16 protein-coding genes and 2 riboswitches are annotated in these 24,936 nt (G+C 71.3%); of the genes, 7 read left to right on the top strand and 9 right to left on the bottom strand.

All coding sequences use genetic code 11. From position 1 onward, the window contains the following. Positions 1-5: 5 nt before the first annotated feature. Together AC1HC7_RS10475 and AC1HC7_RS10470 are read left to right on the top strand one after the other, a co-directional pair. Positions 6-995 (top strand): 2-dehydropantoate 2-reductase, encoded by a 990-nt coding sequence (locus tag AC1HC7_RS10475; RefSeq protein ID WP_479496790.1) that lies wholly within the window; start codon positions 6-8, stop codon positions 993-995. A 93-nt stretch (positions 996-1,088) separates the two neighbouring features. Further along, the gene (locus tag AC1HC7_RS10470; RefSeq protein WP_479496791.1) at positions 1,089-1,631 is read left to right on the top strand and encodes a hypothetical protein; all 543 of its coding nucleotides are present in this window, start codon (positions 1,089-1,091) and stop codon (positions 1,629-1,631) included. Positions 1,632-1,648: 17 nt separating this feature from the next. Here AC1HC7_RS10470 and AC1HC7_RS10465 read toward each other — a convergent pair whose 3' ends face one another. Continuing rightward, positions 1,649-2,434: a hypothetical protein gene (locus AC1HC7_RS10465; RefSeq protein WP_479498997.1), complete on the bottom strand. Its 786-nt coding sequence runs from the start codon at positions 2,432-2,434 to the stop codon at positions 1,649-1,651. 248 nt (positions 2,435-2,682) lie between these two features. Next, positions 2,683-2,776, top strand: a riboswitch (glycine riboswitch). A 13-nt stretch (positions 2,777-2,789) separates the two neighbouring features. Beyond that, positions 2,790-2,867: riboswitch (glycine riboswitch) on the top strand. A 92-nt stretch (positions 2,868-2,959) separates the two neighbouring features. On the opposite strand from AC1HC7_RS10465, the gene gcvT reads away from it, so the two are divergent. From gcvT to gcvP, 3 genes are read left to right on the top strand one after another with little or no spacing between them, the layout of a single operon-like run. Next, entirely contained in the window at positions 2,960-4,102 is a 1,143-nt protein-coding gene (gcvT, locus tag AC1HC7_RS10460) for a glycine cleavage system aminomethyltransferase GcvT (protein WP_479496793.1), read from the top strand. 10 nt (positions 4,103-4,112) lie between these two features. Then, a complete protein-coding gene (gcvH, locus tag AC1HC7_RS10455; RefSeq protein WP_479496794.1) occupies positions 4,113-4,475 on the top strand; it encodes a glycine cleavage system protein GcvH in 363 nt (120 codons plus the stop codon). Between the two features lie 13 nt (positions 4,476-4,488). Further along, the gene (gcvP, locus tag AC1HC7_RS10450; RefSeq protein WP_479496795.1) at positions 4,489-7,350 is read left to right on the top strand and encodes an aminomethyl-transferring glycine dehydrogenase; all 2,862 of its coding nucleotides are present in this window, start codon (positions 4,489-4,491) and stop codon (positions 7,348-7,350) included. Positions 7,351-7,848: 498 nt separating this feature from the next. Here gcvP and AC1HC7_RS10445 read toward each other — a convergent pair whose 3' ends face one another. From AC1HC7_RS10445 to AC1HC7_RS10425, 5 genes are all read right to left on the bottom strand, one after another. Further along, complete coding sequence (locus tag AC1HC7_RS10445) at positions 7,849-8,349, bottom strand: very short patch repair endonuclease (RefSeq protein ID WP_479496796.1); 501 nt, start codon at positions 8,347-8,349, stop codon at positions 7,849-7,851. Beyond that, a complete protein-coding gene (locus AC1HC7_RS10440) occupies positions 8,346-8,942 on the bottom strand; it encodes a 4'-phosphopantetheinyl transferase family protein (RefSeq protein WP_479496797.1) in 597 nt (198 codons plus the stop codon). Before AC1HC7_RS10440 ends, AC1HC7_RS10445 begins: the two co-directional genes overlap by 4 nt. A 65-nt stretch (positions 8,943-9,007) precedes the next feature. After that, the gene (locus tag AC1HC7_RS10435) at positions 9,008-13,804 is read right to left on the bottom strand and encodes an amino acid adenylation domain-containing protein (protein WP_479498996.1); all 4,797 of its coding nucleotides are present in this window, start codon (positions 13,802-13,804) and stop codon (positions 9,008-9,010) included. Next, the gene (locus AC1HC7_RS10430; RefSeq protein WP_479498995.1) at positions 13,804-14,175 is read right to left on the bottom strand and encodes a phosphopantetheine-binding protein; all 372 of its coding nucleotides are present in this window, start codon (positions 14,173-14,175) and stop codon (positions 13,804-13,806) included. Before AC1HC7_RS10430 ends, AC1HC7_RS10435 begins: the two co-directional genes overlap by 1 nt. 153 nt (positions 14,176-14,328) lie before the next feature. Continuing rightward, positions 14,329-15,267 carry a shikimate dehydrogenase family protein gene (locus AC1HC7_RS10425; RefSeq protein ID WP_479496800.1) on the bottom strand — a complete coding sequence of 313 codons (939 nt, stop codon included), beginning with the start codon at positions 15,265-15,267 and terminating at the stop codon, positions 14,329-14,331. A gap of 320 nt (positions 15,268-15,587) precedes the next feature. Here AC1HC7_RS10425 and AC1HC7_RS10420 point away from each other — a divergent pair, with 320 nt between their 5' ends. After that, complete coding sequence (locus AC1HC7_RS10420) at positions 15,588-17,387, top strand: FAD-dependent oxidoreductase (protein WP_479496801.1); 1,800 nt, start codon at positions 15,588-15,590, stop codon at positions 17,385-17,387. Further along, positions 17,387-21,055 (top strand): AAA family ATPase, encoded by a 3,669-nt coding sequence (locus AC1HC7_RS10415; RefSeq protein WP_479498994.1) that lies wholly within the window; start codon positions 17,387-17,389, stop codon positions 21,053-21,055. Before AC1HC7_RS10420 ends, AC1HC7_RS10415 begins: the two co-directional genes overlap by 1 nt. A gap of 86 nt (positions 21,056-21,141) precedes the next feature. Here the strand turns inward: AC1HC7_RS10415 and AC1HC7_RS10410 are convergent, their stop codons facing one another. The 3 genes from AC1HC7_RS10410 to AC1HC7_RS10400 all read right to left on the bottom strand — a co-directional run bounded on the left by AC1HC7_RS10410 (position 21,142) and on the right by AC1HC7_RS10400 (position 24,685). Continuing rightward, positions 21,142-22,083, bottom strand: coding sequence for a polyprenyl synthetase family protein (locus AC1HC7_RS10410; RefSeq protein WP_479496803.1), 942 nt, complete (start codon positions 22,081-22,083; stop codon positions 21,142-21,144). After that, on the bottom strand, positions 22,080-22,814 hold the full coding sequence (locus AC1HC7_RS10405; RefSeq protein WP_479496804.1) for a hypothetical protein: 735 nt from the start codon (positions 22,812-22,814) through the stop codon (positions 22,080-22,082). Before AC1HC7_RS10405 ends, AC1HC7_RS10410 begins: the two co-directional genes overlap by 4 nt. 113 nt (positions 22,815-22,927) lie before the next feature. After that, positions 22,928-24,685 carry a SulP family inorganic anion transporter gene (locus tag AC1HC7_RS10400; protein ID WP_479496805.1) on the bottom strand — a complete coding sequence of 586 codons (1,758 nt, stop codon included), beginning with the start codon at positions 24,683-24,685 and terminating at the stop codon, positions 22,928-22,930. Positions 24,686-24,936: the final 251 nt, after the last annotated feature.

The raw sequence follows: 24,936 nt of genomic DNA, 5'->3' as shown, positions 1-24,936 counted from the left end.
AAAGAATGAAAATCTGCATTTTCGGGGCCGGGGCGATCGGCGGCTTTCTGGGCGCCAAGCTGGCCGGCGCGCGGGACGCGACCGGCGCCGAGGTCAGCCTGGTGGCGCGCGGGCCGCATCTGGCGGCGATGCAGGCGAACGGGCTGCGGCTGATCGAGAACGGCGCGCAGACCGCCCACGAAGTGCGCGCCTCCGACGACCCGGCGGCGCTGGGGGTGCAGGATTACGTCATCATCACCCTGAAGGCGCATTCCGTGCCCGGCGTGGTCGGGGCCATGCAGCCGTTGCTCGGCCCCGACACCACGGTGGTGATGGGGGTGAACGGCGTGCCCTGGTGGTATTTTCATCGCTTCGAGGGGCCCTTGCAGGACACCCGCATCGCGGCGGTGGATCCGGGCGGGGTCCAATGGGACGGCATCGGCCCCGAACGGGCGCTCGGCTGCGTGGTCTACCCGGCGGCGGAGGTGGTCGAACCGGGGCTGGTGAAGCTGATCGAGGGCAACCGGTTCAGCCTGGGCGAACCCTCGGGCGAAAGATCGGATCGCGCGCTGGCGCTGTCGCGCGCCCTGGTCGCGGCGGGGCTGAAGGCGCCGGTGCGCCCGCGCATCCGCGACGAGATCTGGCTGAAGCTGTGGGGCAATCTTTCGTTCAACCCGATCAGCGCATTGACCCACGCGACGCTGGACGTGCTCTGCACCGATCCCGGCACGCGGGCGGTGGCGCGGGCGATGATGGTCGAGGCGCAGGCCATCGGCGAGACGCTGGGCGTGAAGTTTCCCGTCGGCGTCGAGCGGCGCATCGACGGCGGCGCGGCGGTGGGCGCGCATCGCACCTCGATGCTGCAGGATCTGGAGGCCGGGCGCCCCATGGAAATCGACGCGCTGGTGAGCGCGGTGCAGGAACTGGGCCGCCTGACCGGCATCGCCACGCCGAGCATCGACATCGTGCAGGCGCTGGTGGCGCAGCGCGCGGCCGTGGCGGGGCTGCGGCCCTAGCGGCGTCGGGCGGCGGTCCGGATTGTGAAGGAAATTTTGGCGAGAGTCGCGTATTGGTGGATATCCGGAAAGCTGTCGCCAAAGGAGGACACGATGCCGATCGTCGCGCGATACTCAACGCAAAACGCCCGATTCACCCCGGGCTTCGGCGACCAGATTCGCGAAGATTACGTTGGCTGGGATGCGGATGAACTGATTTTTCCCGGCATCAGCACCTGCACCGGCGTCGCCGCCGCGACGGCGGCGGGGCGCCTGGCGGGCATGCATCTGACCATCGCCACGCCCGGCGCCGCCGTCGACGCCCTGATCGCCAGGGCCATCGAGTATCTGCAGGGGCCGCCAGCGCTGATTCTGCTGTTCGGCGCGCTCGCCCATCCGGCGGCCCAGGACAGCGAGACCAATCCCACGGGCGGATGGAAACTGGAACCCAGGTTCCACTGGCCCCGGCAGATCGCGACCTTCCGCGCCGCCCTGAACGCCCCCGGGGCGGAAACCCGCCTGCGCGCCCAGCACGGCGTCGGGGCGGATTTCGATTACCGCGTCGTCAGCGAAGACGGGGGCGCATGCGCGCTGTCCTGCCGCGCGAACGGCGGAGACGGCGACTGGACGGATGTCAGCACGATCCGCATGGCCTGACCCCGCCGGCCCAGCGTTCAGGCGATTGCGCGGCCTTGGTTGGGGATGGTTCGGGCCGATCGCCGCCTCGCGCCGCCAAGAATGACGGCAATCAACGGCGTCAGCAGGAAAATTCCTGAATTCGGCAACGGGACCACGGCAAAATTTCCAGAGACCAGTTCGGGTCTGGACGCCATGAAGAGTGAAATGGATTCCCGAGTTTCGACGTTGATGAAGTAGACCGATTCGGATATGAGAAATGAGGATAGGGGCGGGAAATATGGAGGACCCTCCGACCCGATGTCACGTCGGAATTCCAGATAGTCGTCCCGATTTATCTCGTAGGGATAAGATCCATAATCCGTCCCGGCGCAATCCCCAAGCAGCAAGCCGCATTTCTGGGCGGATCTGGGCAAGAAGTCCGTATCGGCGCCATTTGACTGGACGCCCAGCATGCCCCTGTAAATCACCTTTTTCCTGCGTTTGTCAAAAATGGTTACTTCTCCGACATATTGGGTGTCTACCCAAGGATATTCTTCAAAAGAATCGTCTGCGCGAGCTTTATATTTGAATACCAATTCATAATCTATGGGATCCGGAGCAACATTCACCCCGGTGACGCCAGTCAGATCGCAGCTCGTGATTGTGGTCAGTCCATGCAAGTAATAGCAATAATCAGGAAAGAATCCCTCATATCTGGCAATGCCATGCCCTTTGTACTTCCTGGGATTGTAGTCAATTTGGCCGGATAGCGCGTATGGCGCGGCTGCGCCGAAGCAGGCGAGCGCCAAGACAGTTGCGTAAATAAACTTTCCAGCTTTCATGAATAGGTCCTCCACAATTTAATTCTGCATACTTAAAAATATATTGTAATTTCATTAAAGTAAAGAAATCAAAGAGGGGCGGCGGGCATGCCGGTGACGCGGTTGCGCCTCTGGACTTTCAGAATCCCGAAGGCGGGCGTTGACGATCGGGCCGAAAGTCGCGCGCGGCGCAAGTCCCGGTCTGCGACTTTTGTTGGAGGCGGGCGCGCCTTCAGGCTTGTCCGGCGCGACCGCCCGCCATATGGTCGGGCGACCCGCTGGGAGAGACCGGATGCGCAAGCGTCCGGCGCCGAAGGAGCAACCGCCCCGGAAACTCTCAGGCCAAAGGACCGGCGAGGCCAGACCAGGACCATACTGGGCAGACTCTGGAGAGAGGCGCTGGCGCGCCCGCCGAAGGGATAGCGATCTCAGGCGAAAGGACAGAGGGGGCGTCGAAACGCGTGGCGTCCGCCGCGCGCGCTCATCGACGCCGGACCCATGCGCGCCAATGCGGCCGCCCGGCGGGACATACCGGGAGGCGCCAAGATGGCCCAGGATTCCGACGACCTGCTGCACACCCCGCTCCACGACCTGCATCTGGCGCTTGGCGGCAAGATGGTCGGCTTCGCCGGCTATGCGCTGCCGGTGCAATACAAGCCCGGCGTGCTGAAGGAACATCTGCACACCCGCGCCGCCGCCGGCCTGTTCGATGTCAGCCATATGGGGCAGGTGACCCTGCGCGCCCGATCCGGCGACCTCGCCGACGCGGCGCTGGCGCTGGAAACCCTGGTCCCCGCCGACATTCTGGCGCTGAAGCCCGGGCGCCAGCGCTATGCGCTGTTCACCAACGATGCGGGCGGCATCGAGGATGATCTGATGGTCGCCAACATGGGCGACCGGCTGGGGCTGGTGGTCAACGCCGCCTGCAAGACCGCCGACATCGCGCATCTGCGCGCGCATCTCGCCGACGCCTGCGAGATCGAGGCGCTGGCGGATCGCGCCCTGCTGGCCCTGCAGGGCCCCGCCGCCGAATCCGCGATGACCGCGATCGGCGCCGATGTGGCGGGCATGAAATTCATGGACGCCCATGAAGCGACGATCATGGGCGCGCTCTGTTACGTCACCCGATCGGGCTACACCGGCGAGGACGGGTTTGAAATCTCCATCCCCGCGGGCGACGCCGTGAAAATCGCCGAGGCGCTGCTGGCGCAGGACAGCGTGCTGCCCGTCGGGCTCGGGGCGCGCGACAGCCTGCGGCTTGAATCCGGGCTCTGCCTCTATGGCAACGACATCGACGCGACCACCACGCCGATCGAGGCCTCGCTCAACTGGGCGATCCAGAAATCCCGCCGCCGGGGCGGGGCGCGCGAGGGCGGCTTTCCCGGCGCCTCCGTGATCCTCGAACAGCTGGAAACCGGCCCGGCGCGGCGGCGCGTCGGCATCGCCTCGGCGGGCCGCGCCCCCATGCGCGCCGGCACGAAGCTGTTCGCGCGGGCCGAGGGCGGCGAACCGGTGGGGGTCATCACCTCCGGCGGCTTCGGACCCAGCGTCGGCGGCCCGGTCTCCATGGGCTATCTGCCCACCGAGATGGCGGCGCTCGACACGCCCGTTCACGCCGAAGTGCGCGGCAAGCGCTTGCCTGCCAGCGTCGCCTCGCTTCCCTTCACCACCCAGACCTACAAGCGCTGAGGAGCTTCCCATGACCAAATTCACCGAAGATCACGAATGGCTGAAGCTTGACGGCGACACCGTCACGATCGGCATCACCGCCCACGCCGCCGAACAGCTCGGCGATCTGGTGTTCGTGGAGCTGCCCGAGACCGGCGCCGAGGTCGAGTCCGGCGACGACGTGGTGACCATCGAATCGGTCAAGGCCGCCTCGGACATCGCCGCGCCGCTGGACGGCGTGATCACCGAGGTCAACGAGGCCATCGTCGAGAACCCGGCCCTGGTCAACGAGGACCCCATGGGCGCGGGCTGGTTCTTCAAGATGAAGATCGCCGACCCGGCGGCGCTGGACGAGATGATGGACGCGGCCGCCTACAAGGCAAGCATCGGTTGAGGAGACCCCGCGCATGAACACCGAGACCAAGTTCGCCTTCACCGACTACCTTCCCTACGATTTCGCCAATCGCCGCCATATCGGCCCCTCGCCCGAGGAAATCGCCGGCATGCTGGAGGTGATCGGGGCCGAAAGCCTCGACGCGCTGATCGACGACACGGCGCCCGCCGACATCCGTCAGGGCGAACCGCTCGACTGGGGCCGCCCCATGTCCGAGCGCGAGGTGCTGTTCCACATGCGCGAAGTCGCGAACATGAACACGCCGCTGGTGTCGCTGATCGGGCAGGGCTATTACGGCACCGTCACGCCGCCGGCGATCCAGCGCAACATCCTGGAGAACCCGGCCTGGTACACCGCCTACACGCCGTATCAGCCGGAAATCAGCCAGGGCCGGCTTGAGGCGCTGCTGAATTTCCAGACCATGGTGACCGATTTCACCGGGCTCGATGTGGCCAACGCCTCGCTGCTGGACGAGGCCACGGCGGCGGCCGAGGCCATGGCGCTGGCGCATCGGGCGTCGAAATCCAGGGCCGGGGCGTTTTTCGTGGACGCCGACTGCCACCCTCAGACCATCGCGGTGATCGAGACCCGCGCCGCGCCGCTGGGCATCGAGGTCATCGTCGGCGACCCCTTCGCCGATCTCGACCCGGCGGCGGTGTTCGGGGCGATCTTCCAGTATCCGGGCACCTACGGCCATGTGCATGACTTTTCGCCGCTGATCGCGGCGTTGCACGCCCAGAAGGCGCTGGCGGTGATGGCCGCCGACATCCTGGCGCTGGCGCTGCTGAAATCGCCGGGCGAGATGGGGGCGGACGTGGCGATCGGCTCGACCCAGCGTTTCGGCGTGCCCATGGGCTGCGGCGGCCCGCACGCCGCCTACATGGCGGTGAAGGACGCCTACAAGCGCGCCATGCCCGGGCGGCTGGTCGGGGTGTCGATCGACGCGCGCGGCAATCGCGCCTATCGGCTGTCGCTGCAGACCCGCGAACAGCATATCCGGCGCGAGAAGGCGACCTCGAATGTCTGCACCGCGCAGGCGCTGCTGGCGGTCATGGCCTCGATGTATGCGGTGTTCCACGGCCCCGAGGGCATCAAGGCCATCGCCCAGCGCATCCACCGCAAGACCGTGCGTCTCGCCAAGGGGCTTGAAAAACTCGGCTTCACGGTCGAACCGGCGGCGTTCTTCGACACCATCACCGTCGAGGTCGGCGCGGTGCAGGGGGTGATCCTCAACGCCGCCGTCGCCAATGGCGTGAACCTGCGCAAGATCGGGGCCACGCGCATCGGCGTCAGCCTCGACGAGCTCACCCGCCCGGCGACCATGGAGGCGGTCTGGGCCGCCTTTGGCGGCGAGTTCCACGATGACGACCTGACCCCCGACTACCGCCTGCCCGACGCCATGCTGCGCGGCACCGACTACCTCGCCCATCCGGTGTTCCACATGAACCGGGCGGAAACCGAGATGGTGCGCTACATGCGCCGGCTCGCCGATCGCGATCTGGCGCTGGACCGGGCGATGATCCCGCTGGGCTCCTGCACCATGAAGCTCAACGCCACGGCGCAGATGATCCCGATCACCTGGCCGGAATTTTCCTCGCTGCACCCGTTCGCCCCCGCCGACCAGATGCGGGGCTACGCGCATCTGGTCGCCGACCTGTCGGACAAGCTCTGCGCCATCACCGGCTATGACGCCATGTCCATGCAGCCCAATTCCGGCGCGCAGGGCGAATACGCCGGGCTGCTGACCATCCGCGCCTGGCATCGCGCCCGCGGCGAGGGCCATCGCGACATCTGCCTGATCCCGGTGTCCGCGCACGGCACCAACCCGGCCTCGGCGCAGATGGCGGGCATGAAGGTGGTGGTGGTGAAATCCGCCGGGAACGGCGACATCGACGTCGCCGATTTCCGCGCCAAGGCGGAAAAGCATTCCGAAAGCCTCGCCGCCTGCATGATCACCTATCCCTCGACCCACGGCGTGTTCGAAACCACGGTGCGCGAGATCTGCGAGATCACCCACGACCATGGCGGGCAGGTCTATATCGACGGCGCCAATCTCAACGCCATGGTCGGGGTGGCCCAACCCGGCAGGATCGGCGGCGACGTCAGCCACCTGAACCTGCACAAGACCTTCTGCATCCCCCATGGCGGCGGCGGCCCGGGCATGGGGCCGATCGGCGTGAAGGCGCATCTGGCGCCCTATCTGCCGGGGCACCCGGCGACCGGCGGGCAGGAGGGCCCGGTGTCCGCGGCGCCCTGGGGCTCGCCCTCGATCCTGCCGATCTCCTGGGCCTATTGCCTGATGATGAGCGGGGCCGGGCTGACCCAGGCGACCAGGGTGGCGATTCTCAACGCCAACTACATCGCCAAGCGGCTCGAAGGCGCCTATGACGTGCTGTTCAAGGGGCCGGGCGGGCATGTGGCCCATGAATGCATCCTCGACACCCGCCCGCTGGCGGACAGCGCCGGGGTCACCGTGGACGACATCGCCAAGCGGCTGATGGATTGCGGATTCCACGCCCCGACCATGAGCTGGCCGGTGCCCGGCACGCTGATGGTGGAGCCCACCGAATCCGAAACCCGCGCCGAGATCGACCGTTTCTGCAACGCCATGCTGGCGATCCGCGAGGAAGCCCGCGACATCGAGGAAGGTCGCATCGACGCCGCGAACAACCCGCTGAAGAACGCCCCGCACACGGTGGAGGATCTGGTGGGCGACTGGGACCGCCCCTACACGCGCGAACAGGCCTGCTACCCGCCGGGCGCCTTCCGGGTGGACAAGTACTGGACCCCGGTGAACCGCGTGGACAACGCCTGGGGCGATCGCCATCTGGTCTGCACCTGCCCGCCGCTGGAGAGCTACGGCGACGCCGATTGACCCCCAAGCGCGGGGTCGGGATCCATCCTTCAGTCCCGACCCCGCCCGAACCCGATGCGGCGCAGCCGCGAGGGCGCGCCGGAATCCTCCAATGCCCTTTGTCCCCCAATGCCCTTTCTTGCCTGAACTGGCAGAGCCCGACCCGTGGACATGTCAGGATTTCAGCGAGCCCTCGCTGCTTCGCAGCATCGGGGTTCGAGCGCATCGAACCGGTCTGACGCCAACCGGCGGGGCGCTTCGCGAGGGGCGCCGCGGCGGGATCGAGAGACGATCCTGACGGCCCGCCGCTTCGGGGCCTCCTGCGCCGCCGCCGGGGCGCGGCGGTCGATGGCGGCGCCCGCGCGGTCCTCAGCCTCGATCCGGCCGGCTGGCGCAGCGCGCCGAAGCTGGCGCCCGGGCGGGGCCGGGCTGACGGTCCGGCCATGGAGCGTCGCGTCGGACGTCCGGAGGGAATGGTCCGCCGCGCCCATTGGCGTGACGCCGCGTCTGGCCGTGTGATCAGGGGGCGCTGTCTGGCGCGGGTCTTGTCCGGACGGCGCCTGCCGGGCCCGGGATCTCGAGCCAATCCTCCCGCCCGTCGAGCCACGCGGCCACCGCCTTCGCCGTGTCAACTGCGCCGCCTTTCTTCAGCGCGCATTCCCAGATCACCGCGACGCGCCAGCCTGCTTGCAGCAGGCGGCGCGCGGCCTCGGCGTCCCGCGCCACGGTGCGGGCGAATTTCGGCCCCCAGTAGTCAAGCCGCGTCGCCGGGGTCGAGGCGGATTTGCAGCCCGGATGCCGGTGCCAGAAACAGCCATGCACGAACACCGCCGCCTTGCGGCGGGCGAAAACCAGATCCGGCTTGCCGGGCAGGCTGGCGCCGCGGCTCGCCCCGTGCAGGCGATAGCGCAGGCCGCGCCGATGCAGCGCCCGGCGCAGGGTCATTTCCGGCCCGGTGTCCCGCCCCTTCACCCGCGCCATGACGCGCGAGCGCGTTGCGGCGTCGTAGCTGTCGCTCATGGGCGGGGCCTCCCGTGCAGGGGCAGCGCCACGGCGCCGAGCCAGGCGCCGGGGCGCTGAAACGCGCAGACGCGGCAATCGGCGGGGGCGCGGGCGTCGAAGGCGGCGAAATCGTCGTCGAGGCCGCAGCCGCGCAGTTTCGCCACCGCCTCCTTGCGCACCCAGATTTCAAGGAACCGGCGCAGCGGATCGCGCGCCGCGCGCACGGCGTCGCGTTCGTCGGGATGCAGCAGGGCGGCGGTGGCGACCGCGTCCTGCGCGCCGCGCGGGAACAGCCGCGCCAGGCGCGACGGGGCGAGGGATTCGATGTCCGCCCCCACGGCGCAGGATGGGTGCGAGGCGTCCCTGCGGCGTATCGCCACCAGCGCCCAATCCCCGGATCCCGAGGCGCTGAACGCCAGATCATCGCGGGGGGCGCCATCGGCGGCGCTGGCGAAAGGCTTGCCCCGGGCATCCGCGCGCACCGGGCCGTCATGGCCGGCGCGTTCCAGCGCATGGCGCTGGAACGCCCGGCGCGCCGCGCGCCGCATGGACTGGCGTTCGGCCGGGTCCATGGCGGTCTCCGCGCCGCCGAGGCGTGCGAGACGCAGCATGAGCCCCGGCGGCGCGCCCGGCGGATCCGGGGGCCGAACCTCGCGCCAGGCGGGCGGCGCACCGGTCACTGGTTCGCACCGTCAGTGACGGGGCGGTGCGCCGCCTCGGCCGCGTCAGCGTCCTGGTTCGGGCGCGCGTCGGGCGCCGACCCGGGGTGCGCCACCGGGCGCGGCGGGCTCTGGCTCGGGTCCGGATGCGCGCCGGTCGCCTTCAGGCAACGGGCCAGCAGCGCCTGCATGTCCGCCGCCTCGCCATGGGCTTGGGCAAGCCAGCGCGCCAGCGGCGCCGCGTCATGCGCCTGCCCGGCATTCAGCAGAAATTCGGCGACCTGCCGCACGTTGCGCGGCGCCCATGGCCGCAGCGCCAGCGCCTCGCGCGCGGCGGCGATGGCGTCGTCATGCCGTTTTCGGCGGCGCAGGACACGGGCCAGATGCAGGCGCGCCACCGGCGCATCGGGGGCCAGCGCCACGGCGCGCCGTGCGGCTTTCAGCGCCGGGCCGCCGCGCCGCGCGGTCAGATGCAGGCGCGACAGGGCGAATGACAGCCCCGCATCCCCGCCCGCGGCGGCCAGCCCCGCATCCCCGCCCGCGGCGCTCAGCCCCGCATTCCCGCCTGCGGCGCTCAGCCCCGCATTCCCGCCCGCGGCGCTCAGCGTCGCCGACGCCGCCCGCAACCGATCGGCGGCGCCAAGGCGGGTGGCGAGCGTCACCGCCTGTTGCACGACCCAGGCCGGCGGCGGGCCGGGCGCCCATGGGGCGCCGCCCGCCAGCGCCGCGAGATAGTGATCCAGCAGGGCTTCGCGCCCGCCCCGGGCCAGCGCCGCGAAAGCCGCGAACTGAAAGCCGCGCCGGGCCAGGTCGGGCCGGCCGACCGGCGCGGGGCTGGATTCGCATGCGGCGATGGCCCGGGCCAGCGCGGCGGCGGCGGCGCGGGCAAGCGCCGGCTCGCTGACCAGGTCCACATGCTCGCCGCGCAGGCGGGTCACGCAAAACCGCCCGTCGGCGAGATCCCGCCAGCCGCCGTCGGGCGCGACGAAACCGCGTTCGGCGCAGGCGTCCATCTGCACGAAGGCCAGATCGCCGGGCCAGGCGGCGTCCGACTGCATCTCGCGCCGCCGCAGGCGCTGGTCGTGCAGGGATTCGGCGGTCGCGGGCGGGCGCGCCGCCGGGTCCATGGCCGAGGGCAGGGCGAATATGTCGAGGATCCCCAGCACGCCCAGCCGCACGCCCCGCGCGGCCAGCGGCGGTCCCATGTCCCAGGCGACCCGCGCCGCGTAGGAAAACCCGGCGAGATGCGCCTGCGGGCCGCCGGCCGCGCCGCGCCGGCGCGCCAATTCGCGGATCAGCGTCGCCGCGCAGGCCGCCGCCAGATCGCCGGGCGACACCAGCGCCGGTCCCGGTCCGTCGCTTCGGGCGCGCAATTCCCAGACCGGCAGGTCCTCGGGCAGCCCGGGCAGCAGATTGTAGGCGTAGCTGCCGTTGCCATCCACATTCGGCGCCAGCACCAGCGGCGCGCGCCCCGCCGCGCCCGGCTGCAGCGTGGCGATGTCCACGCCGGGGCCGCGGGGGCTTGCCGCCGGCGCGGCGCCGGCGGGGGCCCCGGAGATCGCGCGCGCCGTGGCGCCGGCCATCATGCGCGCCAACCCGGCGATGGTCGGGTCGTCGAAGAATTCGGACAGCGCCGGGCGGCGCCCGAAGCGGCGCTCCAGCTCCGCCATCAGCCGCAGCACCATGATCGAGGAGCCGCCGGAGGTCAGGAAGCTCGAATGGCGCGAGCGCGGCGGCGCGCCGGTCAGCGAGGCCCAGATCTCGACGAAGGGCGCGTCGCCGGGCAGCGGATCCGTCGATCCCAGGCCCCCGCCGCCCGGAAAACCGCCCGACGGCCCGTGCGGCGCGGCGAACAGCGCCTTCAGATCGGTCTTGTCCGCGGCGGTGCGCGGGAAATCGCCGACGAAAACGATGCGCTGCGGGATCATGTAGCCGGGCAGGCGTTCGGCAAGCGCCGCGCGCAGCGATTCGGGGTCCGGGGCGGCGCCGGCGGGGCGGATCGCGGCGGCCAGCGCCGGATCGCCGGCGATGTCGATCAGCGCCGCGGCGGCCTGCGCGACGCCGGCGCAGCATTCCAGCGCGCGCTCGATCTCGCCGATCTCGATGCGGTTGCCGCGCAGCTTCACCTGCCGGTCGCGGCGGCCGAGAAAGGCGATGGTCCCGTCGGGCAGCCGGCGGGCCAGATCGCCGGTGAGATACAGGCGCGCGCCGGTCCCGGGCTCGGCGACGAAGCTTTGCGCGGTGCGTTCCGGCAGGTTGAGATAGCCCCGCGCCAGCCCAGGGCCGCCCAGCGCCAGTTCGCCGATCATCCCCGGCGGAACCGGTTGCAGGTCGGGGCCGAGAATACGCGCGCCATACCCCGGCAGCGGCGCGCCGATGGGGGCGATGGCGTGGCGCGCCGCGGCGGAGTCCATGACCTGGCGCGTGGCCCAGATCGTCGCCTCGGTGGGGCCGTAGAGATTGACCAGCCGCGTCGCGCGCGCCAGCAGCCGCGCCGCCAGGGGGCCGGGCAGGGCCTCGCCGGTGGAGACGATGCGCAGCCCCCGCGGCAACCCGGCGTCCAGCAGCATCCGCAGCGTCGTGGGCGTGGCGTGAAGATCGGTGACCCGGTGGCGCCTGATCAGCCCGATCAGCGCCTCGGGGTCGCGGGTCTGGGATCCCGAGGCGATCACCAGTCTTGCGCCCGAGGCCAGCGGGCCGAGGAGTTCCCAAAGCGCGATGTCAAAGCCGCTGGGGGCCAGCGCCAGCCAGGTCGCGCCCGGGGGCGCGGGCATGGCCTCGGCCATGGCGGCGAACAGCGCGGCCATGGCGCGGCGCTCCACGGCGACGCCTTTCGGCGCGCCGGTGGAGCCCGAGGTGTAGATCACGTAGGCGAGGGCGTCGGGCGCCGCGCGGCTGGACGGCGGGCGCTGCGCGGATGGGATGGGCGCGGATGGGATGGGCGCGGCGAGGATCGTCGCCAGATCCAGGACCGGCGGTCCGCCCGGCGCGCCGCCGTCGGGCGCGTCGGCGATCATCAGCCGCGCGCCGCTGTCGCGCAGCATATGCGCGGCGCGGGCGGGCGGGGTTCCGGGGTCGATCGACATGAACGCCGCGCCGGCGCGCAGCGCGCCGGTCAACACGGCGGGCAGGGCGGCGCGCCGGCCGAGCCGCAGGGCGATGACGGGTTCGGGCCCTGAATCGCGAGGCAGCGCCGCGCGGATCGCAGCGGCGACGCGCTCGGCGGCGGCGTCAAGCGCCGCGCGGGTCAGGGTCGCGTCGGGGCCGATCACCGCGATGTCCTCGCCGGGGGCGTCGATGGCCCGGCCCGGCGGGAAGGCCGGCGCGTGACGCGGCGGCGGCGCGCAGGCGCCCAGCGTCCTTTCCCGCGCCAGCTCCGCCGGCGTCATCGCCGGCAGGGTCGAGATCGCCCGCCCGGGATCGGCGATCGCCGCGTCCAGCACCGCCCGCCAACGCGCCGCCAGCCGGGTCGCCAGCGCGTCGGTGAAAACCCCGGAATCGTATTCCAGATAGCCGCGCAGCCCGTCCGGGCCGGTGTCAAAGCCGAAGGTCAGCGCGAAGCGCGCCGTCGCGCCGCGCAGGTGCAGCGCCCGCGCCGCGACGCCGGCGAATTCGGGGATCAGGGGGTCGGGGAAATGGGTGAAGGCCAGCGAGATCAGCTCCGCCCCCGCGACGCCGCCGGTCTGCGCGGCGGCGGCGGCGGCCTCCTCGAAGGGCAGGGATTGATGCGCCAGCGCCTCGGCGACCGCCGCCGAGACCCGGGCCGTCAGCGTGCGAAAGCTCGGGGCGCCGGACAGGTCGACGCGCAGCACCACGGTGTTGACGAAGGCGCCGATGATGTCCGCCGCCGCGCCGTCGAACCCGTCGCGCCCGGCCACGGGCAGCGCCACGGCGATTTCCGTGGCGCCGCCCTGGCGATGCAGCATGGCCAGCGTCGCGGCGAGCAGCAGGGCGGGCTCGGTGCGCCCCTCGCGCGTCGCCATGTCCCGCAGCCTTGCGCCCAGCGCCGGATCCAGCGGCATTTCCACCCGGGCGCCGGCGTGGCGGCGCACGCCGCCGGGGGCGTCCGGCGGGATGCAGGGCGGCGGCAGATTGGCGAGCTTGTCCCGCCAATGGGCCGTGTCGCGCGCCCTCGCCGCGCCGTCGCGCCGGCTGCGCGCCCAGATCGCCGCGTCCCCGGTGTCCGCGCGCGGCGGCGGGGGCGCCGGGCGCCGCGCCGCGTCCGCCGCCCCGGCCGTTTGCGCGGCGTAGAGCGCCGACAGGTCGCGCATCAGGATGCGCAGCGACCAGCCGTCGCAGATGATGTGATGCTGGCTCAACGCCAGCAGATGCGCCGTGTCGGCGAGGCGGATGAGCCGCAGGCGCGCCAGCGGCGGGCGCGACAGGATGAAATCCTCGCGGCTCAGATCCTCGGCAAGGGCGAGGGCGGCGGCCTCGGGATCGGGCGCGGCCGCAACGTCGCGCCGTTCCAGCGTCAGGCGGATCGCGCCGGGGGCGTAGATGGTCTGGGTCAGGGCGCCGGCGACCTCGTCAAAGCCGGTGCGATAGGCGGCGTGGCGCGGGGCCAGCGCCGCGACCGCCCGCGCCAGGGCCTCGGCGTCCAGATCGCCGTCGAGCCGCCAGGCGTGGGGCACGTTGTAGGCGGCGGCGCCGCCGACCTGATGCAGCAGCCAGAACCGCTGCTGCGCGGCGGTGGCCGGCAGGCGTTCGCGATCGGCGGCGGGGCGCGGGCGGATCGGCGGCGGCGCGGCCGGCCTGGCGGCGGCGCGCAGACGCCCCAGCAGGCCGCCGCGCCCGGGGGGGGGGCGGGCCATCAGCGCGCGCCGTCAGGTCCGGGCGGGGCGGCCCCGGCCGGCGCCGCGGCCTCGGCCTCCAGCTCCGCCAGCGCCGCGTTCAGCGCGCTCAGGTCCAGATCGGGGGTGGCGGCGCGCAGGGCGTCCGACAGCTCCAGCGGCGTGGGCGCGTCGAACAGCGCCCCGGCGGCGAATTCGCGCCCCAGTATCGCCCCGAGGCCGGCGATGACCGTCGCCGCGGACAGGCTGTCGCCGCCGATGACGAAGAAATTGTCATCCTCGGCCACCGCATCGAGCGCCAGCGTCTCGGCGAAAAGATCGGCGATCAGCAACGCCAGGGGGTCATCCGGCGCGGGCGGTGCCTTGCCATCCGCCATGGGGGGGGCGGTCATGTCCGCCCCTTGCGCCGGGCGCGGTCGCGATATGTCGATCTGGCGGTTGTCAAGGCTGCGGGTCCTGCCGATTTCGCCGGGCGCGCCCGCGGGGGCGGGCGTCGCCGGGGCCGGTCTGCTTGGCGCCGAGACTCCCAATTGCGCGTCAGCGCGTCAAGCGTCGCGATCATCGCAGGCCGGCGGCGCGGCCAGATCGGCGCGCAGGGCGGCCGGGTCGGCGCGGCGCCCGGTGAACAGCCGGAACGCATGCAGCCCCTGATGGAAAAACAGCTCGTAACCCGAAATCACGCGCAGCCCCTGCGTTTTCGCCGCGGCGAGGAAATCGGTCTCCAGCGGCGTGTAGACCGCGTCGAAGGCCCATCGCGCGCCCTGCAGCGCCGCGGCGCGAATCGGCGCGCCGGGATGGCCGACCATGCCCGTCGGCGTGCAGTTGACCACGCCATGGGCGCCCTCGGCGGCGGCCTCGGCCGTGGCGACGCGCGTGACCGCCAGCCCGGGCGCCCAGACGGCGAGCGCCCCGGCCAGCGCCGCCGCCTTCGCCGGGTCGCGGTCGCAGATCCGCAGCCCGGCGGCGCCCAGTTCGGCCAGCCCGAAGGCCGCCGCCCGCCCCACGCCGCCGGCGCCGATCAGGCAGACGACGCCGGGGCCGGGCGGCGGCGACGCGTCGTCGCAGGGGGCGGGCGTCATGGCCGCGCGCCAGGCGGCGACGAAGCCGCTGCAATCGGTGTTGTGGCCCGTGGGGCGCGGGTCGGACGCGCCCGGGGGCGCGAAAATCACCGTGTTCACCGCGCCCATGGCGGCGACCGTCGGATCGGCGGGGCGGCTGCTTGCGGCGGCGCGCTCCTTGTAGGGGTAGGTGACGTTGACGCCGCGCCGGCCCTCGGCGGCGCAGCGCGCGAGCAGGGCGTCGAAATCGAGCCCCAGCGCGGCGGGAACCAGCCGGTCGTAGCGGATGTCGAGCCCGGCCCGCGCCCCCGCCAGCCGGTGCAGGCGCGGGGCGCTCGACGCGGCGATGTTGTCGCCGATCAGCCCCAGCCGCAGATCCGCGCCGCGCGCGCGGTCGTTCCGATCGCGTTCGTTCCGATGTCGCATCGCCGTTCCCGCGATAGGCCCCTGTCGCGCGGCGCAGGCCGCGCGCCAGATGAACCCGAACGCCGCCCCGCCGCAAGCCCCGCCGCAAGCCCCGCCGCAAGCCCCGCCGCAAGCCCCGCCGCAAGCCCCGTCGCCGGGCGCGCAATCGGGCCGCCAGGGTTAAACTCCTGCCCCGCAAGCGCGAAAAGGGTGATATTCTGTTCAGGAGTCGCGATGAATGCGCGTCGGGATAAATTGCCCCGGCGTCGCCGGTCGGGTTCGATGCGGGACATATTGCCGAATGGGGGCGGCGCCTCTGGTCGCTCGGGAGGAGAGTTGCCGTGAAGAAAGTGACCATCGTCGGAACCGGCGTGGCCGGCATGACCGCGGCGCTGAGGCTGCTGGAGCGCGGCTACAGCGTAACGATGTATGAGCAGGACGACTTCATCGGCGGCATGCTCGGCGCGCGCAAGGACGCGGTCACCGGCACGATGCGCGAGCATTCCTACCACATGTTCCCGAACTGGTATTACAACTTCTGGAAGATCGCCGAGGAGATCGGGATCAAGGGCAATTTCACCCCGCGCGATTCGTTCCGGTTTCTCAGGGGCGACGGCAAGCGGCCGCTGCCGGCGCTGTTCAATCCCGGCGGCCCGCAGGACATGCTGCGCAACCTCGCCTCGGGCGCGGCGCCGCCGCCGGACCTGTTCGTGTTCATGTATTCGATGATCGACATGCTGGCGGAGCCGCCGCCCGAGGACGGGCTGCTCGACGAATACTCGGTGAACGGGTTCCTGCGCTCGCGGCCCTACATGACCGAAACCGCCGCCGAGCTGCATCGCAGCACCTGGCAGACGGTCTGGGCGATTTCCAGCTCCCAGGCCTCGATGCGCAGCTACCGCACCTTCATCCTGTATGCCAACCGGGTGTCGGTGCCCGAGCTGTGGCTGCTCGCCGGCAACAAATACGACGCGCTGATGAAGCCCTGGCTGGAAAAGCTCGAATCCCACGGCGACCGTTTCAGGCTGCACAAGCTGAAGCATCTGCGCAGGGTGATCCCGAGCGCCGACGGCGCGCGCATCGACAAGCTGGAATTCGTCACCCCGAACCGCTCGCCCTCGATCCACCATGACGACTGGAAACCGGTGGGCAAGCCGAGGATCGTCAATGTCGCCGATCAGGACGTGATCCTGGCGCTGACCCCCGGCGGGCTCGCCAGACTGGTCAGGGGGGCGCTTTACAACGCCGATCCGCGGCTGGGAGAGGTGCGCTACCTGCAGGCCGAGCCCATGGGCACCATGGAGCTGTATTTCAAGACCAGGCATGAGGGGCTGTCCAACGACGTCACCATTCTCACCGACGCGCCCTATTCCATGACCTATCTGGATTACTCGCAGCTCTGGCCCGATCAGGATGCGACGTTCCTGTATGTCACCGTGTCGGACGTGATCCCGCTGCTGGGCCTGCCCGAGGAGGCGCGCGACGCCAATGGCGATCTGACGCTGGATCTGGATCATCCCAGGACCGCCATCGATTACGTGATGCGCGCGTTTCGCAAGAAGATGCCCTTTGACATGGATGACGTGGACCTGCGGCGCTCGGCCTTCGAGACCAACACCGGCGAGGCGCTGTTCGCCAATCTGGTGGGCAGCTGGAAGCATCGCCCGGAGGTGGTCACGGGGCTGGAGAACCTCTGGCTGTCGGGGACCTTCCTCAAGAATTTCGTCGACGTGGCCACCATCGAGGGGGCGGTGGTCAGCGGGCTGGAGACCGCGGAGGCGATTCGCGCGCGCCGCACGCCCGACGAGCCCGAGGTGACGACCCGCATCCCCGAGGCCTTCCCCCAGAGCATGTACAAGACCCTGCGCGCGGCCTGGGCGCCGGCGGCGGCGAACGCCAAGCTGTGGTCCGACGCCAACGCGGCCTCGGGCGGCAAGGCGACGGACTGGCGGCCGTTCCTGGCGCAGCTGCCCGGGCGGGCGCCGGATCTGCCGGACTATCTGGGCTCGCTGTTCTGGAACATGATGCCGGCCTCGCGCTGGTCGGATCCGGTGAAGGGCCTCGGGCCGCTGTATTGGGATTACGATCCCGACGGTCGCCGCAAGGCGTCGGGGACCGGCGGCGGGGGGGGCGGCGGTTGATGTCAAGCATACGCATCTGGCTGACCGAACTGGATCTGGCGCAATACATCGACATCTTCGAGACCCAGGCCATCGACATCGACATCCTGCCGCAGCTCGACAATTCCATGCTGGAATCGATCGGCGTCGCGGCGCTGGGCCACCGCCTGCGCATCCTGCGGGCCATCGAGGCCATGGGCGCGGCCCAGAAACGGGCGCGCCTGGATGCGCAGGCGGGCGGGCGTTTCAGCGGCTGGGCCGAGGGGGCCGGGGGCATTGGCGACGATTTGAATCAGTCCGGCGCGGGGCCGGGCGCGGACCATGCGGCAGGCGCCGGGCAGGGCGCTGCGCGACGTGCGCTGCGCGACGGCGGCTTCCAGAGCGGCGGCGCAAAGCGGCGCGGGCCGGACGGGCCGCAAATCGCCCCGGGCCCGGGCGGCATGCCGATCCCGACCCGGGGCGGGCCGACGCCGCGCGACGGCGCGACGAACGGCGCGTTGCACGCCGGCGGCCTTGGCGGCGGCGGCGCGATGCTGGACCTGTGGCGCGACACCGCGCGCGCCACGCGCCGCGCGCAGGAGGCCGAGCGCCGCCAGCTCACCATCATGTTCTGCGATCTTGTTGAATCGACGGCGCTGTCGACCCGGCTCGACCCCGAGGATTTCCGCGACCTGATCCGGCTCTATCACGAACTGGTCTCCGACGCCGCCACCCGGGCGGGGGGGCATGTGGCGCAGTTCCTCGGCGACGGGGCGCTGGTCTATTTCGGCTACCCGCTGGCTCAGGAGGACGCCGCCGAGCGCGCCGTCAACATGGGGCTGGCGCTGATCGAATCGGTGGCCGCGCAGCGCCCCTATCCCGGCGAACGCCTGCAGGTGCGCGTCGGTCTCGCCACCGGGCTGGTGGTGGTGGGCGACATCGTCGGCAAGGGGCTGGACGAGGGCGCGGTGGTGTCCGGCGAAATCCCCAACCTGGCGGCGCGCCTGCAGACCGCGGCGGCCCCCAACACGATGGTGGTCAGCGCCGCCACCCGCGCCCTGCTGGGCCGCAGTTTTCGCATGAGCCGGCTGGATCCGCAGGCGTTGAAGGGCTTTGGCGCGCCGGTGGTGGCCTGGCGGGTGCTGGGCGACAGCGACATCGGCGTGCGATTCGAGGCGCGCCGGGCGGCCGGGCCGCTGATGCCGCTGATGGGGCGCGGCGACGAACTCGACCGTCTGACCGCGCGCTGGCGGGCGGCGCAGGACGGATCGGGCGGGGTGTTCATGATCCATGGCGACGCGGGGCTGGGCAAGAGCCGCCTGCTGCGCGAGCTGATCCTGCGCACCAGGGACGGCGAGCGCACGCTGGTGCAGTTCCAGTGCTCGCCCTATTTCGCCAACACCGCGCTGCATCCGATCCGCCGAATGCTGGAGCACACCGCCGGGTTTCTGCCCGGGGACGGGCCGCAGGACCGGCTGGACAAGCTGATCCGGGTGCTGGGCTACGACGAGGACGAGGACGAGGACGAGGACGGGGACCGGGGCGAGGCCCTGACGCTGATCGCCGCCATGCTGGGGCTGCCGCTGGACCGGTTTGCGCCGCTGCAGATCTCGGTGGGCCTGCAGCGCCGCCGCCTGACCGCGGCGCTGATCTCGCGGCTGATCGCCAGCGCCCGGCGCCAGCCGGTGCTGATGGTGTTCGAGGACCTGCACTGGGCCGACCCGACGACGCTGGAGGTGCTCGGCGCCGTCGCCGAGATCGCCCACGAACACCGGGTGCTGCTGGTGGAGACCTTCCGCCCGGAATTCCAGCCGCTCTGGGCCAACCGGCCGGGCGTGGACATCTGCCGGATAGAACGGCTCGACGCCGCGGCGGTGCAGGGGATCATCAGCCATGTAAGCGGCGATGATCCGCTGCCGGCGGACATGCGCGCCAAGCTTGCCGATCGCGCCGACGGCGTGCCGCTGTTCATCGAGGAGCTGACCAAGTCGGTGATGGAGGCGCGCAAGGAAAACGTCGTCGCCGAGGATGACGAACACGACGTGCCCGCGACCCTGCTCGACACGCTGATGGCGCGGCTCGACCGCCTGTCCTCGCCGCGCCGCATCGCCCAGATCGGCGCGGTGATCGGCCGGGAATTCGACGAGGGCCTGCTGCTCGCGGTGTCGGGCCAGCCGACGGGGGAACTGCATGACGCGCTGATCCATCTCGCCAAGGCCGACCTGATCTATCCCGCTGCGGAAAACGGCCGCTGGGTGTTTCGCCACGCGCTGATCCGCGACGCCGCCTACGCTTCGCTGCTGCATCGCAACCGGCGGTTGCTGCATCTGCGCATCGCCGAGACGCTGGAATCCGAATTCCCCGAGCGCGCCGCCCAGGCGCCGGAATTCGTCGCCCGGCATTTCGACGGCGCGGGCGCGGCGGACCGCGCGGCGCCGCAATGGCTGCTCGCCGGCCAGATCGCCTGGCATCGCGGCGCGGTGAAGGAGGCGCAGGCGCATCTGCATGCCGGGCTGGCGCAGGCCGCCGCCATCGCCGACGCGCGCCGGCGCGACGAGGTGGAGCTGCAATTGCAGCTGACCCTCGGCATCGTGCAGTTCGCCGGGGTCAGCTACGGCGCGCCCGAGGCCGAGGCCGCCTTCGTGCGCGCCGGCGAGCTGTGCGCCAATGTCACCGATCCCGACATCCTGGCGCCGTTCCTGCAGGGCTATGGCACGCTCCTGGCCATGAAAGGGGATGCCGGCGCCGGCCACGAGGAGATATCAAAACTGGCGGATCTGGCCCAGGACGATCCGCTGCACATGATCTACGCCGCTTCGACGCTGATCTGGTCCTGCTTCAACCGCGGCGAATTCGCCGCCGCGATCGACTGGGGCGCGCGCATGGAAACCTGTCTCGCGGCGCATCCCATGGATCCCGACGGGCCGCGCCGCTCGCCCGGCGACCCCATCGTCATCGGGCGCAGCTTTCACGCCGCCGCGCTGTGGTCGCTGGGCTATCCCGATCAGGCGGCGCGCCGCGCGCAGGCGGCGCTCGACTACGCCGACATGCTCCAGGACCCCTACAACAAGCTCTACGCCCAGGTGAACGGCGTCTGCCGGGTGGCGGATCTGCTGGGGCGCACCGAGGACGTGCTGGCCATCGCCACCGAAGCCACCGACTACGCCGCAGCGCTGGGCTATGAATTCGCCAGCGGCTACAGCCTGTTCTGGAAGGCCCGCGCGCTGGCGGACCAGGGCGACCGGACCGCCGCCGCGGCGATCATCGAGGCCTCGCTGGCCGCCTGCGGCGCGGTGGGCGTGCGCTATCACGAACCGCATTTCCGCGCCATGCAGGCGGTGAACCTCGCCAGGCGCGGCGAAGGCGCCGCGGCGGCGGCGGCGCTGGACGGGCTGGAGGCGCTGGTCGAAAGCTCGGGCGAGCTGTGGCAGGCGACGGATATCCGCATCGCCCGCGCCCAGGTCGCCGAGGCGGCGGGCGACGACGCGACGGCGGAGGCGGCGTGGCGCGACGGCGTCGCCGCGGCGCGCGCCCAGGGCGCCCGGTCCTGGGAATTGCGCGCCGCCACCGGGCTTGCCGGGCTGCTGATGCGCCGCGGCGCGCGCGACGCGGCGCGCGCGACGCTGGCGCCGCTGCATGGCTGGTTCGCCGAGGGCCGCGACACCCGCGACCTGAAACGCGCGGCGGCGCTGCTGGCCGAGATCGGCTGACGCCGCCCCCGGCCCGAGGGCGGATCGGGATCCGCCCTGCGCCCTGTGCGCGGCGCCGGCGCGGGGGTCCGATTTGCGCGCCGGCGTCAGGCGGCGGCGCCGAGCTTGCGGGTGCGGGTGACCAGCGCGATCAGCGGTTCGGGCGCGGCGGCGTGGCGCTCGGCCTCGGCGATGGCCGCGGCGGCGATGGAATCCAGCTCCGCCTCGGCCTCGGGCAGGGCGGCGCGGAACGCCTCGGACAGCAGGTGGTAATTGTCGGGGTTGGGGTCGCGATGCATCGCCGCCACCCGCGGATCGCGAATGGCGATGGCGGCGGGCAGGGTCAGGATGCCGTCGCGGATGTCCTCGTCGCCGCCCTCGCCCAGCGCCTCGGCGCCGCGCACGTCGCTGACGTCGTCGCAGGCGTGGTAGAGAATGCCGAGCTGACGCCCGTAACGGCGCAGCCGGTCGCTGCGATCGCCGAGACAGGCCGCCGCCTCGAACATGGACCCGGTGTCCTCCTGGGCCAGCATGCGCCAGTCCTCGACCCCGAGCGCCTGGCGGCGCAGGCGCCATTGCGCGCATTCCGCCACCCCGAGCCGGGTCATCAGTTCCGAGACCAGCCGCACGCCGTCCGGGTCGTCGGCGAGCAGTCGGTAGGCTTCGGCCACCAGATAGCCCGAGACCATCAGCGCCTTCAATTCGCCAAAGCGCGTGTGCAGGGTCGCCTTGCCCCGGCGTTCGTCGGAACGGTCGAGAATATCGTCCACCACCAGCGTCATGTTGTGGAACAGCTCCAGCGCCACCGCCGAGCGGATGGTCGCGTCGCTCACTGCGCCCGCCCCCATGGCGCGCGCGCAGCTGAACAGGGTCAGCGGGCGGAAATATTTGGAGCCGCTGAGGAATTGCCATTCCAGCGCCTCGGTCATTTCGTCCGACGCCCCGGCCATCCAGTCGCCGATGGCCTGTTGCAGGCGGTGGGTTTCCGATTCGAAGCCCAGTTCGGGGATGATCCAGTCCGCGCGATCGGCGGCGTGGTCGTTGTTCATGGTTTCGCCCGGACGTTGCGCTTGCCCTGCGGCGCCGGATCCAGATCGCCGGATTGCGAGGCGCGCAGCTCCGCCTCGATCTGCATCAGCTGGGCGCGCAGCGCCTCGGCCTCGCTCATGGAGGCGTCGGCGACCTCGCGCAGGCAGGCCCGGGCCTTGTCCAGCAGGATCAGCCGGCGCAGGGTGCGGGCGTCGGTCTGGCCGCCGGGGGCGGCGTCGTCCGCCGCCTCCGGGGTCGGGCGCACCAGGTCGGCGAGGCCGATGCCCTGGGACGCGAAGATTTCCGCCATCTGTTTCCAGTAGCGCAGGCCGCTGGTCAGCCAGACCGACTGCGCGCGCGCCAGCAGCATCAGGATTTCGCGGTCGCTGCCCATGCGCGGGCCGTCGAAGGCCTGGCTGGCGGCGGGGGGCAGGGCCTCGATCATCAGGCGCAAGGCGTTCAGGTAGAGCCGGATGAGGTCTTCGATGTCGCCGGGTCCGGGGGCGTCCGGGCCGGCGCCCTCGACGCCGGACCAATCGCCCCCCGGCCAACCGCCCCCCGGCCAACCGCCGCCGGACCAACCGCCCCCCGGCCAACCGCCGCCGGACCAGTCGCCGCCCGGACAATCGCTCCCCCGCCGATCGCCGCCCGGCCCGCCGGGCCGCGCCCCCGGGCCGTCAAATCCCGGTTTGAAATCGCGCCTCTGGCGCCGGTCGTCGAAATCTGGCGGATCGCCTGCATTGCTGGCCATAATTGGTCCCCTCTGCCCGCATTACCGGACAAGACTAGACCTGCCGCCGCGTTTCGCAAAACGATTCCGGCGTTTTCCGCGGAATGCTTCAGGGGCCGCGAGGGGCCGCGCGCTCACCCGGTTTGCGCCAGCGGCGCGCGCTTGGCGTTGAGCGCCGCTTCGGCGATTTCCGGGGCCAGCGCGTGGAAGGCGTCGTACTGGGTGAGATAGACCTCGCCGCTCAGCTCGTCGAGGAAATGCACCCGGCGCAGGCGGTCCATCACCGGGCCCTTGACCTCGGACAGATGCAGGGTCACGCCGCTGTCGCGCAGGCGGTGGTTGATCGCCTCCAGGCTTTCCAGCGCCGAGGCGTCGATGAAATTCACCGCCGGGCAGACCAGGATCACGTGGCGAATCGCCGGGTCCTCGGCGACCTTGTCCGACAGCGTGTCCTCCAGAAACCGGGCGTTGGGGAAATACAGCGCCTCGTCGATGCGGATCGACAGGATTTCCGGCGTGGTGACCACGTCGTGGCGCTTGACGTTGCGGAAATGCTCGGTGCCCGGCACCTGCCCGACAATGGCGTAATGCGGGCGCGAGGTGCGGTGGAACTGCAGGAAGACCGACAGGCCGACCCCGGCGAGGATCCCGGCCTCGACCCCCATGGCCAGGGTCAGCAGGATGGTCGCCGCCTGAGCGGCGAAATCCGCCTTGGAATAGATCCACGTGGTCTTCAGCGCGCCCAGATTGACCAGGCTCAGCACCGCGACGATGATCGTGGCGGCCAGCGTCGCCTTGGGCAGGAAGAACAGCAGCGGCGTCAGCGCCAGCGTCGCCAGCCCGATGCCCACGGCGGTGAAGATGCCCGCCGCCGGGGTCTCGGCGCCGGCATCGAAGTTCACCACCGAACGAGAGAACCCGCCGGTCACCGGAAAGCCGCCGGTGAGCGCCGAGCCGATGTTGGAGGCGCCGAGGCCGATCAGTTCCTGATCGGGGGAAATCCGCTGGCGGCGCTTGGCGGCCAGCGTCTGGGCCACCGAGACCGATTCCACGAATCCGACCACCGAGATCAGCAGGGCGGAGACGGCGATCGAGCTCCACAGCTCCAGATCGAAGCTCGGGACGGCGATCGGCGGCAGGCCCGGCGGGATGGCGCCGACGATGGCGACCCCGCGATCGGCGAGCCCGAACGCCCATGTGACCAGCGTCGTCGCCGCCACCGCGCCCACCGGCCCGGCCTTGGCCAGGATGTCGGCCGGCATCGGCTTCACGCCCTTGGCCAGCAACAGGGATTTCAGCGATTTGCGCGACCAGAACAGGAAGGCCGTGGCGCTGACGCCGATCACCAGCGTGAACGGGTTGATGTCGCCGATCCGCGCCGCGAGGCTGGTCAGCAGCTCCAGCAGGTTGTGCCCGGACGCCTTGACCCCGAAAATATGCTTGAGCTGGCTGGTGGCGATGATGATGCCCGAGGCGGTGATGAAGCCCGAGATCACCGGATGCGACAGGAAATTCGCCAGAAACCCCAGCTTCAGCAACCCCATGGCGGTGAGCATCAGCCCCGAGAGCAGCGCCAGCGCGATCGCCGCGGCGTAGTATTCCGGGGCGCCTTGCGCCGCGACCTCGCCCGCCGCGGCGGCGGTCATCAGCGACACCACCGCCACCGGCCCGACGGCCAGCGCGCGCGAGGTGCCGAAGATCCCGTAAAGCACCAGCGGCGCGATCGAGGCGTAAAGCCCGACCTCCGGCGGCAGCCCGGCGAGCAGCGCATAGGCCAGCGATTGCGGGATCAGCATGATGGTGACGATCACCGCCGCGACCAGATCGCGGGTCGCGGTGTCCCGGTCGTATCGGGATCCCCAGTCGAGGATCGGAAAATACCGCTTCAGCATCCGGGTCTCCAGAACAATCTCGTGAATCGACCGCGCTCGCGCAGGGGCGGATCGGGGGCGGATCGGGCGCGGCGAGGCGGTCGCGTGTCAGGTCGTTTTCAGCCGGGGCGGGTCGCGAACGGAGTGTGCGCCGCCAGCCCCAAGACTTGGTTAATGCGCCACGCCGGCGGCGCGGGGCGTTCCTGTTGGTCCGTCACCGGCGCGCCTGGCGGCCCGCCGGCTGTTTCGCGTCGTCGCCGCAGGGCTCGCCT

This window comes from Oceanicella sp. (assembly GCF_056449545.1).
The sequence above is the reverse complement of the archived record's forward strand: the minus strand, read 5'-3'. Positions and strand labels throughout refer to the sequence as shown.